Genomic DNA, 22377 nt, shown 5'->3' on the forward strand with positions numbered 1-22377 from the left:
GGGCTGTCAGCTCTTGGCGGGGGCCTGCAGGCTCCACAGCCGCCCGTCGGGGTCGCGGACGGTCATCTCCCGGGTCCCGTAGTGGGTGTCCTCGAACGGGGTGACCACTTCGACGGCCGGGTCGGTGTGGAAGAGGTTCTCGTCGGCCACCTTCAGGGCGAGCTGTACTCGGGGTTCGCGGTTCTCGGGGATTTCGACGGTGACGAGATAGGGGCCTTCGCCGTTGCGGAAGACGCCGGAGCCGTCGCCGGTGGAGATCTCCAGTTCGAAACCCAGTGCCTGGAGGAACCTCGCGGTTCTTCCCCAGTTGTGGGTCTCCAGGAACACCGCCTCGAGTCCTTGGGTCGTCATTGTCATGACTCCTTGTGTGGTGATTGCCGTTGTTGCCCGGGGGCGTCGTCGAGGTAGGCGCGCAGGGCGTCGGCGACCAGCGCGGACAGGGACATGCCCTGCTCGATCGCGTGGTGCTTGACCTGTCTGATCAGCCCTGTCGGGAGGTACACGTTGAACTGCTTGACTTCCGCGTCACCCATGACGCCGATGCTAGCATCCTAGCAAGCTAGATCGCATGGCCGTTTCCGTGGCCCCGCCGCGCGCGCGGGTGAGGCGGGGTTGTGGCCGGTGCGCCGGTCGTGATCGCGGTGGTGAGGCGGGCCGCGAGGATCTGTTCACGGAAAACAGGAGCGTCATACGTCCGTGCGGTCGTCGACTCCGCCCGGTGGTTTGCCGGGGCCGGCGGAAGGCGGCCGCCGGGTCACGGAAAGAACCGCTGCGGGAGAGCGTTCGCCCACGTCGCAGGCCGCGGGGAACACAGGTGGCAGGGGCGGAAAGAAGCGGTAAATCGCCGCCATGTAAATGGATAACGATCTTCATGATTGGGCAGGAAACCGGCACACGCCTTGCGTCCCGGGGAGGTACGGCATGGCCTGGTCGCAAGACGAGGAGCGAATGCTGCTGCAGATCGAGCGTCACCTCACCGACGAGGACCCACGCTTGGCAGCTCGGCTGGAGTCGTTCAACGAGCGTGTCCAGCGTCAGGAGGGCCGCCGCAGGCGCCGTGTGCGCGGGGAGGGCGGCCCGGCCAGGGGTCCGCGCGGGACGACGGTCGTCATCGTGGTCAGCTGGATGCTGATCGCGATCCTGATCGCCATGCTGCTCGTCCTGGTGTTGCGTCACGAGGCCGCGGCGGCGCTCCCTCTCTGAGGACCCGGCGGGCTCGGGCGGGGAGCGGGGAGCCTCAGCCCAGCGCGCGCAGGAAGGCCGCCGCCACCGGGGCCGCGACCGCTCCGCCTCCGGTGCCCTCCTCGACGATCACCGCGAAGGCCAGGTCGCCGCGGAAGCCCATGAACCAGGCGTGGGTCTTGAGGTCGTCCTGCGGGCCGTACTCGGCGGTTCCGGTCTTGCCGCGGGTGCCCGCGGGCAGGCCGGCGTCCTTGGCCGTTCCCTTGGTGACGACCGCGGACATCATCTTGTGCATGTCCTGCAGGACTCCGGAGGGCAGTTCCCGGGGTTCGGCCTTCTGCTTGAGCGCGGGGACCAGGGTGGGCGGCCGCCAGGTGCCGTCGGCCAGGGCCGCGGCGGCGGAGGCCATCACCAGGGGGCTGGCGGTGATGCGGCCCTGGCCGAAGGACTCGGCGGCGAGTTCGGCGTCGCTCTGCGCCCTGGGGAAGCTTCCCTTGGTCGCGGGGACGCCGATGGTGAGCGGTTTGTTGAAGCCGAACAGCTCCGCGGCCCGCAGCAGTTTGTCGGCGCCGAGCCGCTCCTTGGTGAGGGGGGCGAAGGTGGTGTTGCAGGAGTAGGCGAAGGCGTCGGAGAGGGTGACCGCCCCGTAGCCCGCGTGGTGGGAGTTGCGGATGGGCAGGCCGCCGACGGTGACGTCCTTGGGGCAGGTGACGTCCTCGCCGGGGGTCATTCCCGAGGCGAGCAGTCCGACGGCGGTGACGGCCTTGAAGGTGGAGCCGGGCGGGTAGTTGCCGTCGAGGGCGCGGTTGAAGCCGCCCTGGTTGTTGACCACGGCGAGGATCTCGCCGGAGGAGGGTTTGACCGCCACCAGTGACGCGGTCTGCTTGAGGTCGCGTACGGCGTCGGCCGCGGCGCGCTGGACCCGCAGGTCGAGGCTGGTCTTCACCTCCTGGCCGTCGTGTCCCTCGATCGTGTCGAGGGTCTTGGCGGTCTTGCCGGGTCCGACGATCTGAATCTCGGTGGCGGGGGCGCCCGCCAGGCTCCGCTGAAAGGTCTGCTGCAGCCCGCCCCTGCCGATCGGGTCGCCCGCCTTGTACGGCGCGCCGAGGGTTTTGACGTCCTTGTCGGTCGCCTTGTCGAGGTAGCCGACGAGTTGCTGGACCGAGCCGCCGGCGTCGCCGGTGTCGATGCGTTCGCCGCCCGCGGCGGTGATCCGGGCGCGCTGTGGCCACTTGGTCTTCAGGGCGAAGGCGGAGCCGTCGGCCAGGCGGGGGTGGAAGGCGGCGGGGGACCACTTGACCCGCCAGTTGCGGTCGACGACCGCCAGGGGGAGGGTGCCGGTGTAGTCCCACTGGCCGATGTCGCGCAGGCGCAGGGTCGCGGTGTAGGCGGCCTCCCCGGTGCCGTCGCCGGTCTCGCGGACGGAGCCGAGGCGGATGGAGACCGACTCGACCGCGAGGTTCCTGCGCATGTCCTCGTAGGTCTTGGCGAGCGCCGGGGCGGGGGTGCCCGTCTCGGCGCGCATGGCGGCGAGGTCGCCCGTCTGCCAGGCGGTCACGAATCGCTGCGCGGTCTCCTGGGGGGTGCCTCTGGTGTGCAGGAACCACCAGGCCCCGGCACCCGCCGCCCCCGCGGTGAGTACGACGGCTGCCGACGTGATCGCGATCGTCCTGCCCTTCGGCACTTGGCTACCCCCCAGTTGTCCGTGCCCGAAGGTCGCAGCCTAGCGTGAACGCCCCGAATTGTGACGACAAATAGTCAATTGTCCTTACTGCGGCTGGGGGCGTATCCCGGGGCACGCTCCTGGCCGGACAGCGCGTGGATCGCGTCCATGATCTCATCGGTCACCCGGCGGCGGTCACGGGCGTCGGTGTGCGAACCGGTGAAGGTCAGGGGCGCTCCGATCCGGATGCCGACCCTGCCGAACCTGGGCACGCCGGTGCCGATCGGCAGGACCTTGTCCGTGCCCTTCATCGCCACCGGGATGACCGGGGCACCGGTGGCCAGGGCGAGCCAGGCGACTCCGATCTTGCCGCGGTAGAGACGGCCGTCGGGGGAACGGGTGCCCTCGGGGTAGATGCCGAAGAGCTCGCCGTCCTTGAGCACCTTGGCGGCGGCGTCCAGCATGTCCTGGGCTGCGGTCGGGCTCTGCCGGTCGATGGGGAGCTGCCCGGTGGCCCGCATCCAGGCGGCGGTGACGGGGTTGCCGGTGAAGTACTCGGCCTTGGCGACGAAACGCACCTGGCGGGGCAGTACCAGCGGCAGGAAGGTGGAGTCCACCACGGACAGGTGGTTGGAGGCCAGAATCGCCGGTCCCGTGTCCGGCACGTGTTCGGCCCCGGTGACCGTGGTCGGCCACATCAGGTGCAGGAAAGGAGCGCTGACGATCTTGGTCAGGCGATAGAGCACGGGCTCTCCTCATCAGATGGGATCACCACACTAGGCGGTGTCCCGGCGTCCCGCTGGTGTGTGCACCCGAACAGGCGGCGTCTTCATGTTTGTAGCCTCCCTCCAAAGCCGGAGGCCTCCCACGAGAGGAAACCGCAAAACGAACGCCCCGTGGGAGCGGACTCCCACGGGGCGCAACGTTTGAGCCGATGTGGCGGTCGCCTCCTCGGCGAGAGGCACAACACGGCTCCAGCCGAACGGTATTCCGTGAAGGCGGTAATTTGCGGCCCGGGGGACACAAACCACATCGGCACGATCACTCTAACGGACGCCGGACGGTGGTTATTCCGTAACGGGCCCGGTGTGTCAGCTCCGATGCGGCGCGGGCCCGTGCGCGGGGCCCTGCACGGAGCCCTGCACGGAGCGCGCACGCGGGGCCGGGTTGACAGCGGACGACCGGCTCCAACACCCTTTCACTAATCGAATAGTGAAAGGGTGTTTTCGTTGATCGAGTTCGTCCTGGACAGGGGCTCGGGCGTCGCCACGTACCTGCAGCTCGTTCACCAGGTGAAACAGGCGCTCCGGCTCGGCGTGCTCCGTCCCGGGGACCAGTTGCCGACCGCCCGCGAGGTGGTCGAGAGCCTGGCCATCAATCCCAACACCGTGCTCAAGGCCTACCGGGAGCTGGAGCGCGAGGGCCTGGTCGAGGGACGGCCGGGGATGGGGACGTTCGTCCGGCAGGGCGTCGCGGGCGCGACGCTCGCCGAGCACACACGGCTGCGGCGCGCCCTGGAGGCGTGGGTGTCCGAGGCCCGCGCGGCGGGACTCGACCAAGAGGATCTCCGGGCGCTGTTCGCCGTGGTCCTGACCGACGCCGCGAAGGAGGGCGTGGCATGAGCCCCGTCCTGGAGGCGACCGGGCTGGGCATCCGCTATCGCCGTACATGGGCGTTACGCGACTGCTCGCTGTCGTTGCCCGCAGGCCGGGTGGCGGCGCTCGTCGGACCCAACGGGGCGGGCAAGACCACACTCATGCACGCGGCCGTCGGGCTGCTGCGGCCCAGGTCGGGGGGCGTCCGCGTGGCCGGCACGGCCGCGTTCGTGGCGCAGGACAAACCGCTGTACGACGGCTTCAGCGTCGCCGACATGCTCACCTTCGGCCGCCGGACGAACGCCCGCTGGGACCAGGCCTCCGCCGTCGACCGGCTCGCCGGGCTGGGCATACCGCTGGAACGGAAGGTGAGCGGGCTGTCGGGCGGGCAGCGGGCGCAGGTGGCGGTCACGATGGCCCTGGCCGGCCGGCCGGACCTGCTCATCCTGGACGAACCACTGGCCAACCTCGACCCGCTGGCCCGTCACGACGTGATGCGTTCGATCATGGCGGAAGTGGCCGATCGGGAGCTGACCGTGCTGCTGTCCTCGCACGTCGTCTCCGACCTGGAGGAGACGTGCGACTGGCTGATCGTGCTGAACGGGGGACGGCTGCAGGTCAGCGGTGACATCGAGGAACTGCTCCAGGAGCACCTCGTGCTCACCGGGCCGCGGGAGGCCACGGCGGCGGGGGTACGGGTGGTGAGCGAGAGGCGTACCGGCAGGCAGACCGGCATGCTCGTCAGGGGACCGCTCCCGCCCGACCCGCGCTGGCGGGCACGACACCCCGGGCTGGAGGAGCTCGTCATGGGCTACCTGCGCAGCCCCGAGTCGGCGGCCCTGCCGCGACCGGCGGGGGTGGACGCGTGATCTGGGTGACCTGGCGCCAGCACCGGGCGCAGATCCTCGTGACGGCGGGCTTCCTGGCGCTGCTGGGGCTCCTGCTGCTGGGTTCGGCCGTCGAGGCGGGCCGGTACGTGGCCGAGCACGCCCCGCCGGGCTGCCCGGGGCCCGACGTGGCGTGCGGAGAGCTGGAGGTGGCGCTCGGGCGGCGCTACGGCGCGGTCTACACGATCTTCGGATGGATGCCGCTGGTGGCCCCCGCGCTGATCGGGGCGTTCTGGGGCGCGCCGCTGCTCGGCCGCGAGTACGAGCGCGGCACCCACCGGCTGGCCTGGACCCAGTCGGTGTCCGTACGGCGGTGGCTGCTGGTCAAGCTGTCGGTCCTGGGCGCGACGGTCACGGCCGGGGGGCTGCTGCTGTCGCTCATGGTGAGCCTGTGGCGGCCGGTGTTCAGGAAGGGGGCCGACTCCACCTTCGGCAACATCGGCGTGTTCAACATGGTCGGGGTCCAGCCCGGGGTGTGGTGGCTGTACGCGTTCATGCTCGGCGTCGCGGCCGGCGCCCTGTTCCGGCGGACGCTGCCCGCGATGGCGCTGGTCGTGGCGGGGGTGACGGTGACGATGTTCACGCTGTTCCAGCTGAGCGACCACTACGCCGAACCCGTGCGCGCCGAGCTGTCCGGCGACGTGCTGCTCGCCGACCCGGACGCCCGGCTGGTGGGCGCCGCCTGGGTGGAGCCGTCGGGCAGGGAGGTCACCGAGCCGTCGGTCGGCGGCTGCCCGCACCGGGCGGACATGGGACGGAGCGACAGGAACGCCAGAGCGTGGGAGGCGTGCCTGTTTGGCAAGGGGTACCGGCACGCGGTGTACTACCACCCGCCGTCCAGGTTCTGGCGCTTCCAGTGGACCGAGGCGGGCATCCTGACGCTCGCGTCGGCGGCTCTCGCCGGGCTGGCCGTACGCCGCACGCTGCGCAGGCCCGGCTGACGGGCCGGCGCCCGCGGGTCACAGCGGTCTGGCGGGGGGAAGGGTGATCCTGTCGACCGCCTCACGGCGGCGCCGTTCGGGGCGCCGGTCGTAGCGGGCCGTGGTGGCGGGGGAGGAGTGACCCACGAGGGCCTGGGCGGTGGCCAGGTCGACGCCCGCGTCGAGCAGCTCCCCGATGAAGGTGCGCCGGAAGTCGTGTGGGGTGCGGGCGGAGGCCCCGGCCTGAGCCAGCCGTCTGGCCAGGATGTCGGCGACCGCCTGGCCCGTCATGGGGGCGGGTCCGGCCCCTGTGGTCCTGAGCGAGCCGTACCGGCCGATGGGGCAGAACAGCGCCCCGGCGGGACGCCCCCGTACGGCCAGCCACCGTTCCAGCCTGCCGACGGCCTCGGACGTCAGGTAGACCAGCCGTTCCTTGTCGCGCTTGCCGCGCACCCGCAGGGAACGGGCCCCGGGGTCGTAGTCGTCCAGGGCCATCGCGGCGATCTCGGCGCGCCTGCAGCCGGTGGAGTACAGCACGGCGAGCAGGGCGGCGTCGCGTGTCCCGGCGGGGGAGGGGTCGTCGTCGCAGGCGGCCAGGGCGGCGCCGACGACCTCGGGCGGAACGTGCCTGCCCGCGGGAAGACGGGTGTGTTCGACGGTGGGCAGGTCGGCGGCGCGCTGGTACTCCTCGGCGGTCATCTGGCCCAGGCGCCACGCCTCGCGCAGCACCCTGCGCAGCGCGACGAGGTGTTTGTTGACATAGGCGGCCGACCAGCCGCGTTCGGTCATCAGGGTGCGCAGGCGCACGGTGTGCTCGTAACGCAGCAGATGCCAGGGCTGGCCCTCACCGCTGGCGGCCTGCCCGCCGGAGACGAGACCGGCCAGGCGGTCCAGGCAGCCGCGCATGGCGCGGCGGGACTCGGAGCTGGTCAGGGAGTCGAGGTACACCCGGTAGGGATCACGGGCGGGTTCGACGACGGGCCCCGAGGGCTCGGGCAGCACGGGCACGCTCACCCGGCGACCTTATCGAACCCTGGAAATCTACATTGTAAAGCCATCGGGTTGGACGCTCTTCCTCACACACCACAAAAACCCCTCATCGAGGAAGAAGGCGGCCTCCTCCGGAGGGGAGAAAACCCGGTGCGCCAGGCGGTTCCGGCAGGCAGAGTGAATGGAGTGATGTCCAGTTTTGTCCCTGGTCTGCAGTTTTCACGTGACTTCTACACGCAGGAGGTACGGCCCGTCATCGCCGGCGTCGCGCACAGCGCGGCGTTGATCGGGCCGGGCTCGGAGGTGCTGGCGTTCGACACCGAGCGTTCGGCCGCCCGTGGCTGGGGGCCGCGGGTGGTGGTGTTCGTTCCCGAGGGGTCGGTGGGTGAGGTCACCGCGTCGCTGGCCGAGGCGTTGCCCCGGGTGTTCGGTGGTTATCCGGTCGTGGTGGGGGAGGGCGGGGTCCGGGTGGTGGAGCCCTCGGTGTGGTTGCCGGGCAGGCTGGGGTTCGATCCGCTGGCCGGGGCCGGGGTGCTGGATTGGTTGTCGGTTCCCTGGCAGCGGTTGGCGGAGGTCACCGGTGGTGAGGTTTTCCACGATGGTCTGGGGGTTCTGGAGCGGGTTCGTTCGGTGTTGCGCTGGTATCCGGCTGATCTGGAGCGTTATGTGCTGGCGTGTCAGTGGCGGCGGGTGGCGCGGTTGGAGTCCTTTCCCCGCAGGTGCGGGGAGACGGGCGACGATCTGGGGTCGGCGGTGTTCACGGCGTCGCTGGTGGGGGAGTTGATGCGGCTGGTGTTGCTGGTGCGGCGCCGGTATCCGCCGTATGCGAAGTGGGTTGGGGGTGCGTTCGCGCGGCTTTCCGGTACGGCGGAGCTGGGTGAGGTGTTGTCGGCGGCGGTGGGGGCGGGGGATTGGCGGGTTCGTGAGCGGTGTTTGGGGGAGGCGGTCGAGCGGGTGTCGGTGTTGCACGGGCGGCTGGGGTTGGGGGCGGCGGTGCGGGGTGGTGGCGCGTGGGGGTTGGCTGAGGCGTTGGCCGGTGGGGTGGTCGATCCGGTGGTCAGGGGGTTTCCGTTGACGGGGTCGGTGGATCAGCTGGGTGGGTGTGCGGAGTTGCTTGAGGATCCGGTGCGGTGCCGGGCGGCGGTGGGGGCCGTATTGGGGTTGTGAGGGGGTGGGGGGTGGCGTCTATGGTGAGGGGATGTTCGCCCGGATTTCTTAGCTGAGGACTCGCTTCCACGTCAGGAGTGTGTCCTTTTCGCTATCCGGAGCGTTTTTTCATGATTACTGTCTGTGGTGTCGGTGTGCGGGCCGGCGCGCGTCTGTTGCTGTCCGATGTCTCCTTCTCGGTGTCTCCCGGTGATCGGGTGGGCCTGGTGGGCCGTAACGGTGCGGGCAAGACGACGTTGTTGTCGGTTCTGGCGGGTCTGTCGGAGCCGGCTGGGGGGACGGTCACCCGTAGGGGGCCGGTGGGGTTCCTCGCGCAGGACTCGCGGGCCGCTGATCAGTCGGTCTCGGTCACCGATCGGATTCTGTCGGCTCGTGGCCTGGATGCGGTTTCGCGTCGTCTCCGGGCGGCTGAGGGGGCGATGGCCGGGGCGGAGGGGCCCGCGTTGGAGCGGGCGATGGCTCGTTACGCGCGGGCGGAGGCGGAGTTCCAGGCGGGCGGCGGGTACGCGGCGGAGGCGGAGGCTGCTCGGGTGGCGGCCGGTCTGGGGTTGCCTGAGCGGGTGTTGGCGGAGCCGTTGGGGGCGTTGTCGGGTGGGCAGCGGCGCCGGGTCGAGCTGGCGCGGATCCTGTTCGCGGGGTACGGCGGGGGCACGTTGTTGCTGGATGAGCCGACGAACCATCTGGATGTCGACGCGCTGGCGTGGCTGCGGTCTTTCCTGCTGGGGTATCGGGGTGGGCTGTTGGTGATCAGTCATGACACGGCGTTGCTGGCCGGGGTGGTCAACCGGGTCTTCCATGTGGACGCCGTGCGGGGTGCGGTCGATGTGCACAACACGGGGTGGGCGGCGTATCTTGCGCAGCGTGAGGCCGATGAGCGGCGGCGGGTGCGGGAGAGGGTGAACGCTGAGCGTAAGGCGGCGTCGTTGCACGCGCAGGCGGATCGGATGAAGGCGCGTTCGGCGACTTCGGTGGTGGCCAGGAGTATGGCGCGGCGGGCGGATCGGATGCTGGCCGGTCTTGAGCCGGTGCGGCGTGCGGAGAAGGTGGCGAGGATTCGGCTGCCGGAGCCTGAGCCGTGTGGGCGGGTGCCGTTGGGTGCGGTGGGCCTGTCGAAGTCCTATGGCGGCCGCCGGGTGCTGGACGGGGTTGATCTGGCGGTGGATCGGGGTGCCCGGGTGGTGGTGCTGGGTCTCAACGGTGCGGGCAAGACGACGTTGTTGCGTGTGCTGGCGGGCCGGGAGGAGCCGGATGGTGGCCGGGTGGTGCGGGGGCAGGGGTTGCGGCTGGGGTATTTCGCGCAGGAGCACGACACCGTCCGGGGGGATCGTACGGTGCGGCAGAACCTGGTGGAGGTGGCGCCGCATCTGACGGATGGTGAGGTGCGGGGGGTGTTGGGGGCTTTTCTGTTCCGGGGGGACGATGTCGACAAGCCGGCCGGGGTGTTGTCGGGTGGGGAGCGGACGCGTCTGGTGTTGGCGGGGTTGGTTCACTCGGGGGCGAATGTGTTGTTGCTGGATGAGCCGACGAACAATCTCGATCCGGCGTCGCGGGGTGAGGTGCTGGCGGCGGTGGGTTCCTATCCGGGGGCGATCGTGATGGTCACCCATGATGAGGGGGCCGTGGAGGCGTTGCGGCCGGATCGTGTCCTGTTGTTGCCGGAGGCGGATGAGGATCTGTGGGGTGAGGAGTATCGGGGGTTGGTCGCTTTGTCGTGAGGGGGGTCACACGGTGGCGGTGTGGCGGGTGAGCATGCGTCGTTCGAACCACAGGGAGGTGAAGGGGGGGATGGCGCAGGCCAGGCCGAGTGCCGTGGTGGGGATGCTCCAGCGGGCGGTGCGGGCGGCGGCGATGACTCCGGCGACGTAGAGGACGAACAGTGCGCCGTGGATGGGGCCGAACACTCTGACGCCGAGGTCGCCGGTGGCGGCGATGTATTTGAAGTACATCCCGATGAGGAGTCCGGCCCATGAGCACGCTTCGGCGATGGCGACGTATCGGAACAGGCGGAGCGTGGTGGGCACGGTGGGGGACCTCTCCTTTGGGGACCGGGAACGGGGGGTGGGGTTGGTCCTCACCTTAGGGGTGGTGGGTGGCGGTCCTGTTTCCGGGTTGTCGGCGGTGTCTTCGGGCTGGTGGGGGCGGCATGCTGGAGGGGTGGATGTGGATGATGGGCTGCTGCCGATCGGGCAGTTCGCGAGGTTGTGCCGGTTGAGTGTGAAGCAGTTGCGGCATTACGCGGATTTGGGGTTGCTGGTTCCGGCGTGGATCGATCCTGACAGTGGTTACCGGTATTACCGGGTGGCGCAGGCCAGGCAGGCGTTGTCGATCGGGTTGCTGCGGTCGTTGGATGTGCCGTTGAGCGCTGTCGGTGAGGTGTTGTCGGGGGTGGCGGTGGCTGAGGTGCTGGGGCGGGTGCGTGATGAGTTGGAGGCGGAGCTGGCGCGGCGGAGCCGTACGTTGGCGACGTTGGAGCGGTTGTTGGTGTCGGGGGTGCCGCCGGTTGAGGTGACGGTGGAGCGGCAGGGGCCCCGTCAGGTGGTGTTGGTGCGTGATGAGGCGGTTTCGCCGCAGGACATCGCTCGGGCGACGGGGGCGTGTGTGGCGTCGTTGGTGCGTGCTGTCCGGGAGGGTGGGTTGGAGGAGGGGTTGCGGTTGACGGGTTTGTTTCCGGTGGAGATGGGGGAGCCGATTCCGGTGGTGGTCGCGGTGGAGTTCGGGGGGCCTGCTCCGCGGGGGACGCGGCCGTACATTCTGCCGGGTGGGGTGTTCGCGGGGGCGGTGCATGTGGGGCCGTATGACCAGATTGATTTGACCGCGCATGCTGTGTTGGCGTGGTGTGCTGAGCGGGGTCATACGCCGGATGGGCCGATTCGGGAGGTTTATCTGTCGGATCCGGCGCGGACTTCGCCGGATCGGTTGCGTACCCGGGTGATGGTCAGGTTGGGGGAGCAGGGTCTTTCGGAGGGTCTCACGGCAGGGTGAGGATGCGGGGGCCGTCGTCGGTGATGGCGACGGTGTGTTCGACGTGGACGGCTTGGCTGCCGTCGACGCTGGTCAGGGCCCAGCCGTCGGGGGCGGTGAGGTAGGTGTCGTGGCCTCCGGCCATGAACATGGGTTCGATGGCGAGGACGAGGCCGGGGCGGAGGGTCATTCCGCGGCCTGGGCGGCCGTGGTTGGCGACGTGTGGGTCTTCGTGCATGGCGCGGCCGACGCCGTGGCCTCCGAAGTCGGTGGGGATGCCGTATCCGGCTTGGCGGCCGACGGTGGCGACGGCGTGGCCGATGTCGCCCAGTCGGCTGCCGGGTGTGCAGGTGGTGATGGCGTTGGCGAGGGCGGTTTCGGCGTCGTTGATGAGTTTCAGGTCCTGGGGGTCGGCTGGGCCGACGGTGAGGCTGATCGCGGCGTCGGCGGCCCAGCCGTCGAGGTAGGCGCCGCAGTCGATGCTGAGCAGGTCGCCGGGGCGTAGCCGGTAGTGGTCGGGGATGCCGTGGACGAGGACGTCGTTGACGGAGGTGCAGATGACGGCGGGGAAGGGGGTGGGGGCGAAGTGGGGTTTGTAGTGGAGGAAGGCGGGTTTGGCGCCGGCCGCCGAGATGACGGTGGCGGCGGTTTCGTTGAGTTCGAGGAGGGTGGTGCCGGGGGTTGCCTGGTCGCGTGCCGCCTGTAGTGCGTTGGCGACGACGCGTCCGGCCTCGCGCATGGCTTCCAGTTCTGCCGTTGTTTTGATCTCGACCACGTGTCACCTTCCGGTCCAATACTTATACCGGTATTGTTATCACGTTTGCTAAGCTTCCGCACATGGTGCGACCCCCACTGACCGAACTCGACCACGAACGCGGCCACCGCCTGGGCGCCCTGCTACGCCAGGCCCGCGGCACCCGCAGCATGACGGAGGTCGCCGCCGCCGCCGGACTGTCCGCGGAGACCCTCCGCAAGATCGAAACCGGCAGAGTCCCCACCCCCGCCTTCTTCACCATCGCCGCCCTCGCCCAGACCCTGAACATCTCCATGGACGTCCTCGCCGAGGTCTGCACCGCCGAACGCGCCGCCTAAACCCCGCCCCCGCCCGAAACCCCCCGCTCCCGCAACAACGGATGAGCCCGCATCGCCACCTCCAGCTCACCCGGCAACTCATCCCGGTAACGCCCCAGCGTCGCCAGATCACCGTGCCCCAGCACCCGCCGCACCGCGTCCATGTCCACCGCCTCGGCCAGCAGATGCGTCGCCGTCGTATGCCGCAACCCATGCGGCGTCACCGAACGCCGCCGATCCGGATCAACCCGCCGCTGCACCCGGTCGATCACCGCCTGAACATCCCCCCGCGCCAGCCGCCTGCCCCGCCACGACAACAGCAACGCCTTGTCCTGTACCCCCCGCAGAACCTCACCCCGCCACGACAGATACGCCTCAAGCACCCGCGCCACATCACCCGGCAACGGCACATCACGCGTCTTACCGCCCTTACCGAAGATCCGCCAGTAACGCACCCCGTCGTTGGTGTAGAAATCCTCCACATCCGCCCGCACCAACTCCGAAACCCGCGGCCCCATCGTCGACAGCAACAACACGATCAACGCATCCCGCAACTCCGTCCGCTGATCACGCCGCCGCGCCCGCCCCGCCTCCTCAACCGGCCCGTCACCCAACTCCCGCGCCGCCCCGACCAACCCCTGAGCCTGCTCCCGCGTCAACGCCCGCCGCTGCGGCCGCAACCCGCCACGCTCCTTGGCCGAAACCGTCACCAACGCCATCGGATTGACCTGCACCCACCCCGCCAGCGACGCGTGCTTGAACAACGCGGAAACCGACCGCCGAAACCTCGCCTGCGACGAAGCCGACTGCACCCCGCCCCCCTGACCGGGATCGGCCCGCCGCCCATCGGGCTTACGCGCGAACGCCAGCAGAACCGCATCGACGTCCTCACCGGTCAGATCATCGAGAACCGTCTCCTCACCCGCCAACCCCACGAACGTCGCCACATCACGCGCGTAAACCTCCGCCGTCGCCGGAGACAACGCCCCCGTCAACGTCTTGGCCCGCACCAACTCCACATACCGATCGGCCGACTCCCGCACCGTGAGGCGATTCAGACCCGCTGGCCGCATGACTCCCCGGACACCCTTCCTCGACGATCAGCCCGGCCGTACCCGCCCCAGACCACCCCGCCTGGCACACAGACCGCCACCGGACACCACCGCGGGCACCCCACACCCACACGGGGGAGAGGGGGAAACCAGCCGACGACGCGCAGCGAACCGCCGGCCACGCCCACCCGCCCAACGTAGACGATCACACCCGCCCACGGGCGGACAAGTCACATGTAAGGGCGGGCAGCCGCGACCAACCCGGCAACCGCACCGGCCGTACTGACCGCGACCGCCGACGGGGGAGTGCGCTCCCGCACATCCTCAGCCCGGATCGCCATCACCGCCGGAGGACTCCCCAGATCACCGTAACGAGCCGCGACCGCCTCCGTCACCGCCCTGCCCACGTCGGCCACCACGTCCTTGACCCGCCCGCACCCGCCGCTCACCGACAGATGACCCAGCAACGCCGCGAACCGCAACTCCTCGGCCACCGGCCCAGCCCCGGCCTCACGCTCCGCCGACACCCTCGGCGGATCAAGCCAGAACACCGCGCCGTGCAGAAAACCCGCATACGACACCGCACCCCGGCCCGGCTCCCGCACCGCGTCGGCGAGCAGCCGCCCGAACTCCGCCAGATCAGCGTCCGGCGGCAAATCCGTGGTCACCAGCAACGGCACAATCAGCGAGTCAAGCATCGGCGAACACCCTTCCTGAGAGTCGGCTCATCGTAGAACCCGGCACCGACAATTCCAGGAGCCCACCGCAACCAAGAGGGCAAAACCCAGCCGCCGGACAACATTTCAGGAAAAACCCTCCAGGACGAAAACCACCAGGATCCGGCCCTGCCCCGCCGGACCGGCCACGAGCCGCACCTGAGTAAGACGCCCCGCCGGGCGGCGACCCCCGGCCCCCGGAGACCCACCCCGCAAAACCGGCGCAGACCGCCGAAAAACCCGGCAGCCGACAAACTCCTCAAACCTTTCCCCGACAGGAACGAAAACACCACCCGCCCTCCACGCACAAAACCACAAAAAAACTCCACGCCCTTCGACCAACGCGTCATCAACGAATTCCACACCAACGGCGGACGCGTCAGCGGACCTTTCGAAAGGACACGCCCCCCTTCACCACAACCGAGCGCGAACCGGACCCGTCCCGCCCGCCCACGGCACGGGACGGCCTCCCGTTCGCCACCACCTCGACCGGGGGCCGGCTCCACCGCGCCGTCACCGGTCCCGGATGGGCCGTCCGTCGCGTCCTCGCCCCGGGCCCGGCTGCCCGGCGGGGGAGGCCGGTCGCGGTTCCGGCGGACCCGCCGGGCAGGGTCCCTGCGGGGGAGCGCCGGACCCGCGTCGTTCCGTGTCGTCTGTGTGGGGAGCGGGACGCCGGGGCCGTGGGGGCGGTGCTCCCGTCCTGGGCCGGGATTTCTTATACCAAACAGAATTGGGTTTCTGTTTGGTATCACGATTTTTCCGGACAAAGCGGGTGAGGCGGCGGAGTCAGGGGACGCCGGAGCCGCGCGCCCAGGTTCGGCGCCCCGCCGCCGACCGGGACCGCCCTGGCCTGCCGGGCCTCCGGCGTCCGCGTTCGGCCGCTCGCCGGAACCTCGCCGCGCCTGGAGGCCGCGGGCGTGCCGGGAGCTCCGTTTCCCCGTTCTTCATGATCGATTTACGGGCGGGCGGTGTTCTCCCGGACGGCCGGTGCGCGTTACCCGGTGTCCGGCCGTCGCGGTGTGTTCGCCGTGCCGTGTTCCGGTGTGTTCGCCGTACGGAACTCCGGGGCCGGCGTTCGCCGGGCGGGCGTCGCAGCGGGTTCTCCGGGGCTTCCCGACGGTTTTGATGCATAATTTTACTTATGCATCACTTGTGACCGCCCTCCTCCGCCGTGGCCTCTCCCTGTTCTCCGGGGCTCGCGGGGTTCGGGAACAGGCGGGCGAGCCCGCTGTGCAGGATCGCGGTGGCCTCCTGCGGGGTGCGTTGCCCGGCGAGGACGGCGACGCCCAGTCCGGCGGCGGTCGCCAGCAGGGTGACGGCCTCGGTGCGCGGGTCGAGGCCGGGTGCGAGGTCTCCGTCGTCGCGGGCCCGGGTCAGCTGGCGGGTGACGAAGGTCTCCATGGCGTCGGGTGCGTTCAGGAAGGGGTGCGCGGCGAGTGTCTCGTCGGTGACGGCCAGGACGGCGTAGGAGGTGTAGGCCAGGTGGAAGGCGCGGCTGCGTTCGTCGGTGGGGACGGCTTCGGCGAGGACGGCCTCCATGACGTCGCGTGGCCGGTGGGCGCCGGTGAGGCGGGTGCGCAGGCGTTGGGCCATCTCTTCGGTGAGGCGGTTCAGGGTGGTGTGCATGAGGTGTTGTTTGGTCTCGAAGTAGTGCTGGACCAGGCGGAGGGAGACGCCGGCCTCCGCGGCGACGGCGCGCATGGTGACGGCGTGCAGTCCTGATCGGGTCATGACGCGCAGGACGGCTTCGGTGATGTCGTGGCGGCGGGTTTCGCGGTTGTCGGTCCGGTTCACGGGTGCTTCCTGGTGGACGTGGCCTCACAATGTTGATACAACCGTACCGTATACGTGTGTATCAATTTTGCCGGGAGGGCGTGTGGACGGTGGGACCCGTGCCGGGATCGGGCGGTTTCGTGATGGGCGGGCCGAGCGCAGGTTCCGGGCCGCGTACGAGGTGGCGATGGGGTTGTGGCCGCCGCACGAGGTGTTCGACGTGGAGACCTCCTTCGGGACGACGCGGGTCTACCGGTGCGGGCCGCGGGACGGGGAGCCGGTGGTGCTGTTGCACGGGCACGGTGCGAACGCCTCCATGTGGTATCTGCAGGCCGCCGGGGTGGGGTGTCACCGTCCGGTGTACGCGGTGGAGACGATCGACGATCCGGGGGGTGGTGTGCAGCGGCGGGTGGTGACGGGGTCCGGGGACTCGGCGGCCTGGCTTGAGGAGGTTCTGGCCGGGCTGGGGCTGGAGCGGGTGCATCTGGTGGGGTTGTCCTACGGTGGCTGGCTGGCGCTGAACCAGGCCGTGTACGGGGCCCGGCGGCTGGCGTCGGTGACGTTGCTCGATCCGGGTGGGCTCGCGCGGGTGCCGCTTCGGTTCATGGTGACGTTGCTGGTGACGTTGTTGGCGATGGCCGCTCCCCCGTCGTGGCGGCGGGCGCTGTACCGGGTGGTGGCGGAGTGGGCGCTGGTGGGGCGGCCGGAGATCATGGCGCCGGTCGTGGCCGGGGCGCGGGGGTTTCGGCCGGATCGCAGTCCGGCGCGGCGGTTCGGTGACGAGGAGCTGGCGCGGGTGGCGGTGCCGGTGCAGTTGATCGTCGGGGGGCGCAGCAGTCTGGTGCGTCCGGCCGAGGTCGTCGAGCGGGCGCGGCGGTTGCTTCCGGTGGTGCACGCGGAGGTGGTGCCGGGTGTGGGGCACGCGGTCGCGCTCGAGGCGCCGGAGCTGGTCAACGATCGTCTTGTGGCGTTCGCGGATCGGTGTCGCGGTGGTGGGGGCCGCTCCCCCGGGCCGGATGCATAATCGCCTGTGTGATGGACGGTTGTGGTCTGCGGGAGGTCGCCGGGGAGTTCCTGCTGTCGTTGCGGGCCAAGAAGCTCTCCCCCAGTACGGTCGCCGGTTACGACAGTGATCTGCGGATCGTGGCGGAGCTGGTGGCGCGGCGTGCGGAGGTTCCGGTTGAGGATCTGCGGGTGGAGGTGTTGACGGCGCGGCTGGTCAGGGGGGCGTTCGCTGATTTCGCCGGGTCGCGTTCTGCGGCCAGTGTGAACCGGGCGTGGAGTGCGTGGAACCGGTTTCTGACGTTCTGCGTGGCGGAGGGGGTGCTGGAGGGTAATCCGATGGCGGCGGTGCCGCGGCCGAAGCAGCCGGCGAAGGCGCCCAAGCCGTTGCTGGGTGACGGGTCGGCGTCGGTGACGTTGCTTGAGCGGGTGGCGGCGGGGGCGCGTAAGGCGCGTGATCCGTGGGTGGAGCGTGATCTGGTGGTGCTGGCGCTGGCGCTGGTCACGGGGATGCGGTCGGCGGAGTTGCTGGGGCTGACGATGGGGTCGTTCGGCGGTCCTTCGGGTGAGCGGCGGGTTCAGGTGGTGGGCAAGGGCGGCAGGACGCGGTCGTTGCCGATCGAGGAGCCGGTCGAGGTGCTGGCCGATCGGTATGTGCGCAGCCGGTTGGAGCGGTTCGGGCTCGGGGGGTTGCCGCCTTCGGCGGTGTTTCTGGTGGACACGCGTAATGAGCCGTTGCGGCGGGGTGGTCTGCAGTATCTGGTGCGGCAGTGTTATCGGTACGCGGGGGTGCACGATCGGGTGCAGCGGGGGACGTTGGTGCACGCGTTGCGGCATGAGTTCGCGACGCGGCTGGCGGAGCGGGGGGCCTCGGCGCATGAGCTGATGGAGTTGCTGGGGCATTCGTCGATCGTGACGGGTCAGGCGTATGTGGCTTCGACGGCGCGTGAGGTGCGCCGGGCGGCGGGGGTGAATCCGGCTTATGGGGTGATCGGCCGGTTGGCGGGGTCGTCAGGGGGCGTGGATCTTCCTGACGAGGCGTGAGGCGGCGCGGTGGCTGAGGCCGGTTTCTCCCCGGACGAGGATGACGGCCTGGTCGAACTGGCCGGTGGCTTTGAGGTGCAGGACCTGTTCGATGAGGGCGGGGCCGAGTCCGCCGCCGATGAGGGTGTTGCGGGGGCGCTGGGTGAGTCGTACGGCGAGCGCGATGAGGCCGATGATCACCAGGGCGGCGAGGGCCGCGAGGAGGATGACGGCGGCCGTGTTGACCATGGGGTGATCCTTGCGGGTGTGGGGGCCGGGTGGTGAAGGCCGTACCCGGTGTGTCGTCTCGTATGCCGTCCGGGCGGGGTGTTCTGTGTTCGTGCCCGTCCCGGCGGAGCCCTGCCGCGGTGCGGGGCCGCCGGTGGGGCCGGGGCGGGTCTCCCCCGGTGTCGTGTGCCGCGGTGCCGTACCCGGTTGGTGGGTTGCGGAAGTGTCGCCGGTCTCTGTTACGTTCCGGGCGTGTCTGCAGAGCCTCTGATCCGCGCGCGCGGGCTTGTCAAACGGTTCGGTGACTTCGTCGCGGTCGACGGGATCGATCTGGAGGTGGAGCCGGGTGAGGCGTTCGGGTTCCTGGGGCCGAACGGGGCGGGTAAGTCCTCGACGATGCGGATGATCGGCTGTGTGTCGATGCCGTCGGCGGGTGAGTTGCGGATTCTGGGGATGGATCCGGTGCGGGACGGGGCGCGGATCAGGGGGCGGCTGGGGGTGTGCCCGCAGCTGGACAATCTTGATCCGGATCTGAGTGTGCGGGAGAACCTGACGACGTACGCGCGGTATTTCGGGATGTCGCGGGCGAGGGCGCGGGAGCGGGCCGAGGAGTTGCTGGATTTCGTGCGGTTGCGGGATCGGGCCTCCAGCAGGGTCGAGCCGTTGTCGGGGGGGATGAAGCGGCGGCTGACGATCGCGCGGGCGATGGTGAACGATCCTGATCTGGTGTTGCTGGACGAGCCGACGACGGGGCTTGATCCGCAGGCGCGGCATCTGTTGTGGGAGCGGTTGTTCCGGTTGAGGCAGCGGGGTACGACGCTGGTGCTGACGACGCATTACATGGATGAGGCCGAGCAGTTGTGTGATCGGCTGGTGGTGATGGACGGGGGGCGGATCGTCGCGGAGGGGTCGCCGCGTTCGCTGATCGGGACGTACTGCGCGCCGGAGGTGGTGGAGTTGCGTTTTCCCGAGGGGGTGGATGTGGCGGGTGGGCTCGCGGGGATCGGGCGGGCGGATCCGTTGCCGGATCGGGTGTTGCTGTACACGGGTGATGGGGACGCGGCGGTGGCGGAGGTGCGGCGGCGGGGGTTGGTGCCGTCGAGTGTGCTGGTGCGGCGTTCTTCGCTTGAGGATGTGTTTCTGCAGTTGACGGGCCGGACGTTGGTGGATTGAGGTGGTTCGTCCGGCGGTGGCGGTGTTTGAGCGGCATCTGTGCCTGTACCGGAGGGTGTGGCGGGCGTCGGTGTTGTCGTCGTTCGTGGTGCCGGTGCTGTTCCTGGTGAGTTTCGGGGTGGGGGTCGGCCGGTATGTGGGTGAGGTCGGCGGGGTGGGGTATCTGGCGTGGATCGCGCCGGGGGTGATGGCTTCGACGGCGTTCCAGATGGCGGTGGGTGATTCGACGTACCCGGTGCTGGGTGACTTCAAGTGGGTGCGGGGATTTCACGCGATGCGGGCCACTCCGGTCGGGGTGCGGGACATGGTGGCGGGTGGCCTGCTGTATGTGGTGTTGCGGGTGGAGAGCGCGGTCGTGGTGTTCCTGGTGGTGGCCGGGGCGTTCGGGGCGTTGCGTTCGCCGTGGGTGGTGGTGACGCCGGTGGTGGCGGCGTTGCTGGCGGTGGCGGTGGCGGCGCCGGTGACGGGGTTCTCGGCGAGCATCGATCACGACAGTTATTTCGCGTTGTTGTTCAGGTTCGTGATGATTCCTTCGGCGTTGTTCGGCGGGGTGTTCTTCCCGGTGGAGCAGTTGCCGCCGGTGGTGCGTCCGCTGGCGTACGCGTCGCCGTTGTGGCATGGGGTGGAGTTGTGCAGGGCGGCGACGCTGGGGGCGGCTCCGCCGTGGCCGGTGGGGTGGCATGTGGGGGTTCTGCTGGTGTTCGCGGGTGCGGGTGCGGTGTGGGCGGTCCGGGCGTTCGGCAGACGGTTGAGGGACTGAGGCGGTCATGGTTTCTGCGGTGCTGGCCGTGCGGGTCTCTCCGGCGCGGGTGGGGGCGGTGGCCGGGCGCAACGTGGGGGCGCTGCGGTCGGGTCCGGCGTATTGGCTGGTGCTGGCCTCGGGGTTCTTCGAGCCGGTGCTGTATCTGCTGTCGATCGGTGTGGGGGTCGGGGCGCTGGTCGGTGAGCTGCGGCTGGGCGACGGGCGGACGGTGGGTTACGCGGTGTTCGTGGCGCCGGCGATGCTGGCGGTCTCGGCGATGTCGGGGGCGTTGTCGGAGACGACGTTCAACTTCTTCTTCAAGATGAGGTACGCCAAGACGTTCGAGGCGATTCTGGCGACGCCGGTGCGGCCGTTGGAGGTGGCGCTGGGTGAGCTGGCGTGGGCGCTGGCGCGCAGTGCGCTCTACACGGGGGCGTTCCTGATGGTGATGACGGCGATGGGGCTGACGCGGGCCGGGTGGGCGCTGGCGGCCTTTCCGGCGGCGTTGCTGGTGGGGCTGGCGTTCGGTGCGGTGGGGATGGCCGTCAGCACGGTGATGCGGGGCTGGCAGGACTTCGATCTGGTGAGTACGGGCCAGTTCGCGTTGTTCCTGTTCTCCGGGACGTTCTCGCCGGTCGGGGACTATCCCCCGGTGTTGCGGGCGGTGGTCGAGGCGGCGCCGTTGTTCCACGCGGTGGAGTTGGTGCGGGGGCTGGCGGCGGGGTTGCCCGGCTGGGGGCTGGCGGGGCACGCGGCGTATCTGCTGGTGATGGCGGCGGCGGGGTTGTGGGTGGCGGCGCGGCGGCTGGAGCGGGTGCTGTGCCGGTGACCGGGGTGTATCGGGGGTGGTCAGGCGGGGGTGTAGGGGGTGGCGGAGACGACGGCGGTGAGGGGCAGCGGGCCGTAGATGTGGGGGAAGGTCTCGGCCGAGCCTGCGGGGGTCTCCAGGCGGACGTCGAGGCCGGCCGGGTCGATGGTCAGGACGAGCAGGGGCTGGGTGACGTCGCGGTAGAAGCGGCCGGCGACGCCGTCGAGCTGGGTGCGGTCGCAGCAGGCGTGGATGAAGCCCTCCTGTTCGAGGGTGCGGCCCAGGGTGGAGACGCGGTACTCCCCCTGGGGCTGGGCGGCGTCCCAGTCGGCGGCCAGGGCCAGGTGCAGGATGGTCATGGGGCGGGCCTTTCCTTGAGGGGGCGGGTCGTCAGGGGGCGCTGCCGGCGAGGTTGATCAGGACCACTCCCCCGATGATGAGGGCGATGCCGCCGGCTTTGACGAGGGTGAGGCTTTCGCCGAGGAAGAGCATGCCGATGACGGCGATGGCGGCGGTGCCGGCGCCGGACCAGACGGCGTAGGCGGTGCCGATCTCCAGCTGGCGTTTGAGGGCCTGGCCGAGCAGGGCGAACGCGGTGGCGTATCCGGCGACGACGAGCAGTGCCCATCCTTTGTGGGTGAAGCCGTCGCTGAACTTCAGGGCGGTGGTCGCCGTGATCTCGGCGATGATGGCTCCCGCCAGGAGCAGCCACGCCATGGGTCACTCTCCCGAATTCTGCTTACATCCCCTCCGAAACCGGCATGACCGTACCATTTCTGGCGGGGTTGGGGGCCGGAAACCCGGTGCGGCGGTTTCACTTGCGAGGGGTGTCGAATGCGTGTTCCACTGAGCGGCATGCGTTGGGAGGCTCCCGCCCTGTTGCCCGAGCCCGCCAGGGGTGGGCCGCGGATCGCGCGTTCGGCGGTGACCCGGGTGCACGGCGCGGTGACCTGTTACGAGGTGCAGGCCCGTACGGCGCTTGAGCGGACGGGGCAGGGGTGGACGGTGAGTCCCTATCAGGGGTGTGCCGGGGGGTGCCGTTACTGTTCGGCGCGGCACGGTCATCGCCGGCTCGGGCTGGACGGCGGTGCCGGGTTCGACTCGCGGATCGTGGTGCGCACCAACATCGTGCGGCGGTTGCGTGCGGAGCTGGTCTCCCGGTGGGACGGTGAGCATGTCGCCGTGGGGATGGCGGGTGACTGTTATCAGGGGGTCGAGGAGGTCTACCGGCTGATGCCGGGGGTGGTGGCGGCGTTGCGTGAGGCGGGGGCGCCGTTCACGGTGCACACCAAGGGGACGCTGATCCTGCGGGACGCCGATCTGCTGGCGGGGGCGCCGGGGGCGGGGGTGGTGGTCTCGATCGCGTTCGTCGACGACCGGGTGCGGCGTGGGGTGGAGCCGGGGGTGCCGGACGCGCAGCGGCG

At 70.0% G+C, this 22377-nt stretch carries 27 protein-coding genes; 14 read left to right on the plus strand and 13 right to left on the minus strand.

What is annotated here, in order from left to right; all coding sequences use genetic code 11:
* Positions 1-6: 6 nt before the first annotated feature.
* On the minus strand, positions 7-351 hold the full coding sequence (locus tag ACFOYY_RS09325) for a VOC family protein (RefSeq protein ID WP_362781374.1): 345 nt from the start codon (positions 349-351) through the stop codon (positions 7-9).
* A gap of 2 nt (positions 352-353) precedes the next feature.
* Positions 354-533, minus strand: a complete 180-nt coding sequence (locus ACFOYY_RS09330; RefSeq protein ID WP_362781376.1) for a ribbon-helix-helix domain-containing protein — start codon at positions 531-533, stop codon at positions 354-356.
* A 388-nt stretch (positions 534-921) separates the two neighbouring features.
* Here ACFOYY_RS09330 and ACFOYY_RS09335 point away from each other — a divergent pair, with 388 nt between their 5' ends.
* Positions 922-1203: a DUF3040 domain-containing protein gene (locus ACFOYY_RS09335; protein WP_362913366.1), complete on the plus strand. Its 282-nt coding sequence runs from the start codon at positions 922-924 to the stop codon at positions 1201-1203.
* A gap of 34 nt (positions 1204-1237) precedes the next feature.
* Here ACFOYY_RS09335 and ACFOYY_RS09340 read toward each other — a convergent pair whose 3' ends face one another.
* On the minus strand, positions 1238-2866 hold the full coding sequence (locus tag ACFOYY_RS09340) for a penicillin-binding transpeptidase domain-containing protein (protein WP_386189331.1): 1629 nt from the start codon (positions 2864-2866) through the stop codon (positions 1238-1240).
* Positions 2867-2940: 74 nt separating this feature from the next.
* Entirely contained in the window at positions 2941-3591 is a 651-nt protein-coding gene (locus ACFOYY_RS09345; RefSeq protein WP_362913362.1) for a lysophospholipid acyltransferase family protein, read from the minus strand.
* Positions 3592-4065: 474 nt separating this feature from the next.
* On the opposite strand from ACFOYY_RS09345, the gene ACFOYY_RS09350 reads away from it, so the two are divergent.
* From ACFOYY_RS09350 to ACFOYY_RS09360, 3 genes are read left to right on the plus strand one after another with little or no spacing between them, the layout of a single operon-like run.
* On the plus strand, positions 4066-4467 hold the full coding sequence (locus ACFOYY_RS09350; RefSeq protein ID WP_352012516.1) for a GntR family transcriptional regulator: 402 nt from the start codon (positions 4066-4068) through the stop codon (positions 4465-4467).
* Positions 4464-5309, plus strand: a complete 846-nt coding sequence (locus ACFOYY_RS09355; protein WP_386189334.1) for an ABC transporter ATP-binding protein — start codon at positions 4464-4466, stop codon at positions 5307-5309. Before ACFOYY_RS09350 ends, ACFOYY_RS09355 begins: the two co-directional genes overlap by 4 nt.
* Entirely contained in the window at positions 5306-6268 is a 963-nt protein-coding gene (locus ACFOYY_RS09360) for an ABC transporter permease (RefSeq protein ID WP_352012514.1), read from the plus strand. The genes ACFOYY_RS09355 and ACFOYY_RS09360 overlap by 4 nt, the downstream gene beginning before the upstream one ends.
* 18 nt (positions 6269-6286) lie before the next feature.
* Here ACFOYY_RS09360 and ACFOYY_RS09365 read toward each other — a convergent pair whose 3' ends face one another.
* A complete protein-coding gene (locus ACFOYY_RS09365; protein ID WP_362781385.1) occupies positions 6287-7261 on the minus strand; it encodes a tyrosine-type recombinase/integrase in 975 nt (324 codons plus the stop codon).
* 165 nt (positions 7262-7426) lie between these two features.
* Between ACFOYY_RS09365 and ACFOYY_RS09370 the strand changes: the two genes are divergently transcribed.
* Together ACFOYY_RS09370 and ACFOYY_RS09375 are read left to right on the plus strand one after the other, a co-directional pair.
* Positions 7427-8404, plus strand: a complete 978-nt coding sequence (locus tag ACFOYY_RS09370) for a DUF4037 domain-containing protein (protein ID WP_386189336.1) — start codon at positions 7427-7429, stop codon at positions 8402-8404.
* Between the two features lie 110 nt (positions 8405-8514).
* Complete coding sequence (locus ACFOYY_RS09375) at positions 8515-10119, plus strand: ABC-F family ATP-binding cassette domain-containing protein (RefSeq protein ID WP_352012511.1); 1605 nt, start codon at positions 8515-8517, stop codon at positions 10117-10119.
* A 6-nt stretch (positions 10120-10125) separates the two neighbouring features.
* Here the strand turns inward: ACFOYY_RS09375 and ACFOYY_RS09380 are convergent, their stop codons facing one another.
* Positions 10126-10425 (minus strand): DUF3817 domain-containing protein, encoded by a 300-nt coding sequence (locus ACFOYY_RS09380; protein ID WP_352012510.1) that lies wholly within the window; start codon positions 10423-10425, stop codon positions 10126-10128.
* A 133-nt stretch (positions 10426-10558) separates the two neighbouring features.
* Between ACFOYY_RS09380 and ACFOYY_RS09385 the strand changes: the two genes are divergently transcribed.
* The gene (locus ACFOYY_RS09385) at positions 10559-11386 is read left to right on the plus strand and encodes a MerR family transcriptional regulator (protein WP_386189339.1); all 828 of its coding nucleotides are present in this window, start codon (positions 10559-10561) and stop codon (positions 11384-11386) included.
* Here ACFOYY_RS09385 and map read toward each other — a convergent pair.
* Positions 11373-12140 carry a type I methionyl aminopeptidase gene (map, locus tag ACFOYY_RS09390; protein ID WP_386189341.1) on the minus strand — a complete coding sequence of 256 codons (768 nt, stop codon included), beginning with the start codon at positions 12138-12140 and terminating at the stop codon, positions 11373-11375. The genes ACFOYY_RS09385 and map overlap by 14 nt on opposite strands.
* A 62-nt stretch (positions 12141-12202) precedes the next feature.
* Here map and ACFOYY_RS09395 point away from each other — a divergent pair, with 62 nt between their 5' ends.
* Positions 12203-12457, plus strand: coding sequence for a helix-turn-helix domain-containing protein (locus ACFOYY_RS09395; RefSeq protein ID WP_352012507.1), 255 nt, complete (start codon positions 12203-12205; stop codon positions 12455-12457).
* Here the strand turns inward: ACFOYY_RS09395 and ACFOYY_RS09400 are convergent.
* The 3 genes from ACFOYY_RS09400 to ACFOYY_RS09410 form a co-directional block, all read right to left on the minus strand.
* Complete coding sequence (locus tag ACFOYY_RS09400; protein WP_352012506.1) at positions 12454-13455, minus strand: tyrosine-type recombinase/integrase; 1002 nt, start codon at positions 13453-13455, stop codon at positions 12454-12456. The two genes, ACFOYY_RS09395 and ACFOYY_RS09400, sit on opposite strands and share 4 nt — an antisense overlap.
* Positions 13456-13718: 263 nt before the next feature.
* Entirely contained in the window at positions 13719-14186 is a 468-nt protein-coding gene (locus ACFOYY_RS09405; RefSeq protein WP_386189344.1) for a hypothetical protein, read from the minus strand.
* A gap of 1164 nt (positions 14187-15350) precedes the next feature.
* A complete protein-coding gene (locus tag ACFOYY_RS09410; protein WP_386189346.1) occupies positions 15351-15998 on the minus strand; it encodes a TetR/AcrR family transcriptional regulator in 648 nt (215 codons plus the stop codon).
* 82 nt (positions 15999-16080) lie between these two features.
* On the opposite strand from ACFOYY_RS09410, the gene ACFOYY_RS09415 reads away from it, so the two are divergent.
* On the plus strand, positions 16081-17001 hold the full coding sequence (locus tag ACFOYY_RS09415; RefSeq protein WP_386189348.1) for an alpha/beta fold hydrolase: 921 nt from the start codon (positions 16081-16083) through the stop codon (positions 16999-17001).
* An 11-nt stretch (positions 17002-17012) separates the two neighbouring features.
* On the plus strand, positions 17013-18023 hold the full coding sequence (locus ACFOYY_RS09420) for a tyrosine-type recombinase/integrase (RefSeq protein ID WP_352012709.1): 1011 nt from the start codon (positions 17013-17015) through the stop codon (positions 18021-18023).
* On the opposite strand, the gene ACFOYY_RS09425 is transcribed toward ACFOYY_RS09420, so the two are convergent.
* Positions 17991-18251 carry a hypothetical protein gene (locus tag ACFOYY_RS09425; protein ID WP_352012502.1) on the minus strand — a complete coding sequence of 87 codons (261 nt, stop codon included), beginning with the start codon at positions 18249-18251 and terminating at the stop codon, positions 17991-17993. The genes ACFOYY_RS09420 and ACFOYY_RS09425 overlap by 33 nt on opposite strands.
* 231 nt (positions 18252-18482) lie before the next feature.
* On the opposite strand from ACFOYY_RS09425, the gene ACFOYY_RS09430 reads away from it, so the two are divergent.
* From ACFOYY_RS09430 to ACFOYY_RS09440, 3 genes are read left to right on the plus strand one after another with little or no spacing between them, the layout of a single operon-like run.
* Entirely contained in the window at positions 18483-19403 is a 921-nt protein-coding gene (locus ACFOYY_RS09430) for an ABC transporter ATP-binding protein (RefSeq protein ID WP_386189350.1), read from the plus strand.
* A 1-nt stretch (position 19404) separates the two neighbouring features.
* The gene (locus ACFOYY_RS09435; protein ID WP_386189352.1) at positions 19405-20163 is read left to right on the plus strand and encodes an ABC transporter permease; all 759 of its coding nucleotides are present in this window, start codon (positions 19405-19407) and stop codon (positions 20161-20163) included.
* A gap of 7 nt (positions 20164-20170) precedes the next feature.
* On the plus strand, positions 20171-20974 hold the full coding sequence (locus ACFOYY_RS09440; protein WP_386189354.1) for an ABC transporter permease: 804 nt from the start codon (positions 20171-20173) through the stop codon (positions 20972-20974).
* A gap of 20 nt (positions 20975-20994) precedes the next feature.
* Here ACFOYY_RS09440 and ACFOYY_RS09445 read toward each other — a convergent pair whose 3' ends face one another.
* Complete coding sequence (locus ACFOYY_RS09445) at positions 20995-21312, minus strand: DUF952 domain-containing protein (protein WP_352012498.1); 318 nt, start codon at positions 21310-21312, stop codon at positions 20995-20997.
* 31 nt (positions 21313-21343) lie between these two features.
* A complete protein-coding gene (locus ACFOYY_RS09450) occupies positions 21344-21670 on the minus strand; it encodes a DMT family transporter (protein WP_352012497.1) in 327 nt (108 codons plus the stop codon).
* A gap of 117 nt (positions 21671-21787) precedes the next feature.
* On the opposite strand from ACFOYY_RS09450, the gene ACFOYY_RS09455 reads away from it, so the two are divergent.
* Positions 21788-22377: radical SAM protein (locus tag ACFOYY_RS09455; protein WP_386189357.1), on the plus strand; the 590-nt coding region annotated here is incomplete at its 3' end.

This window comes from Streptosporangium jomthongense (assembly GCF_042650425.1).
In the GTDB taxonomy this organism is placed as follows: domain Bacteria; phylum Actinomycetota; class Actinomycetes; order Streptosporangiales; family Streptosporangiaceae; genus Streptosporangium.

Bases quoted from the DNA above. Each gene is read 5' to 3' on its own strand.
- ACFOYY_RS09440 (WP_386189354.1), top strand. From the start codon at position 20,171: ATGGTTTCTGCGGTGCTGGCCGTGCGGGTCTCTCCGGCGCGGGTGGGG.
- ACFOYY_RS09420 (WP_352012709.1), top strand. From the start codon at position 17,013: ATGGACGGTTGTGGTCTGCGGGAGGTCGCCGGGGAGTTCCTGCTGTCG.
- ACFOYY_RS09405 (WP_386189344.1), bottom strand. From the start codon at position 14,186: ATGCTTGACTCGCTGATTGTGCCGTTGCTGGTGACCACGGATTTGCCG.
- ACFOYY_RS09335 (WP_362913366.1), top strand. From the start codon at position 922: ATGGCCTGGTCGCAAGACGAGGAGCGAATGCTGCTGCAGATCGAGCGT.
- ACFOYY_RS09370 (WP_386189336.1), top strand. From the start codon at position 7,427: ATGTCCAGTTTTGTCCCTGGTCTGCAGTTTTCACGTGACTTCTACACG.
- ACFOYY_RS09425 (WP_352012502.1), bottom strand. From the start codon at position 18,251: ATGGTCAACACGGCCGCCGTCATCCTCCTCGCGGCCCTCGCCGCCCTG.
- ACFOYY_RS09375 (WP_352012511.1), top strand. From the start codon at position 8,515: ATGATTACTGTCTGTGGTGTCGGTGTGCGGGCCGGCGCGCGTCTGTTG.
- ACFOYY_RS09325 (WP_362781374.1), bottom strand. From the start codon at position 351: ATGACGACCCAAGGACTCGAGGCGGTGTTCCTGGAGACCCACAACTGG.
- ACFOYY_RS09395 (WP_352012507.1), top strand. From the start codon at position 12,203: ATGGTGCGACCCCCACTGACCGAACTCGACCACGAACGCGGCCACCGC.
- ACFOYY_RS09330 (WP_362781376.1), bottom strand. From the start codon at position 533: ATGGGTGACGCGGAAGTCAAGCAGTTCAACGTGTACCTCCCGACAGGG.
- ACFOYY_RS09355 (WP_386189334.1), top strand. From the start codon at position 4,464: ATGAGCCCCGTCCTGGAGGCGACCGGGCTGGGCATCCGCTATCGCCGT.
- ACFOYY_RS09450 (WP_352012497.1), bottom strand. From the start codon at position 21,670: ATGGCGTGGCTGCTCCTGGCGGGAGCCATCATCGCCGAGATCACGGCG.
- ACFOYY_RS09445 (WP_352012498.1), bottom strand. From the start codon at position 21,312: ATGACCATCCTGCACCTGGCCCTGGCCGCCGACTGGGACGCCGCCCAG.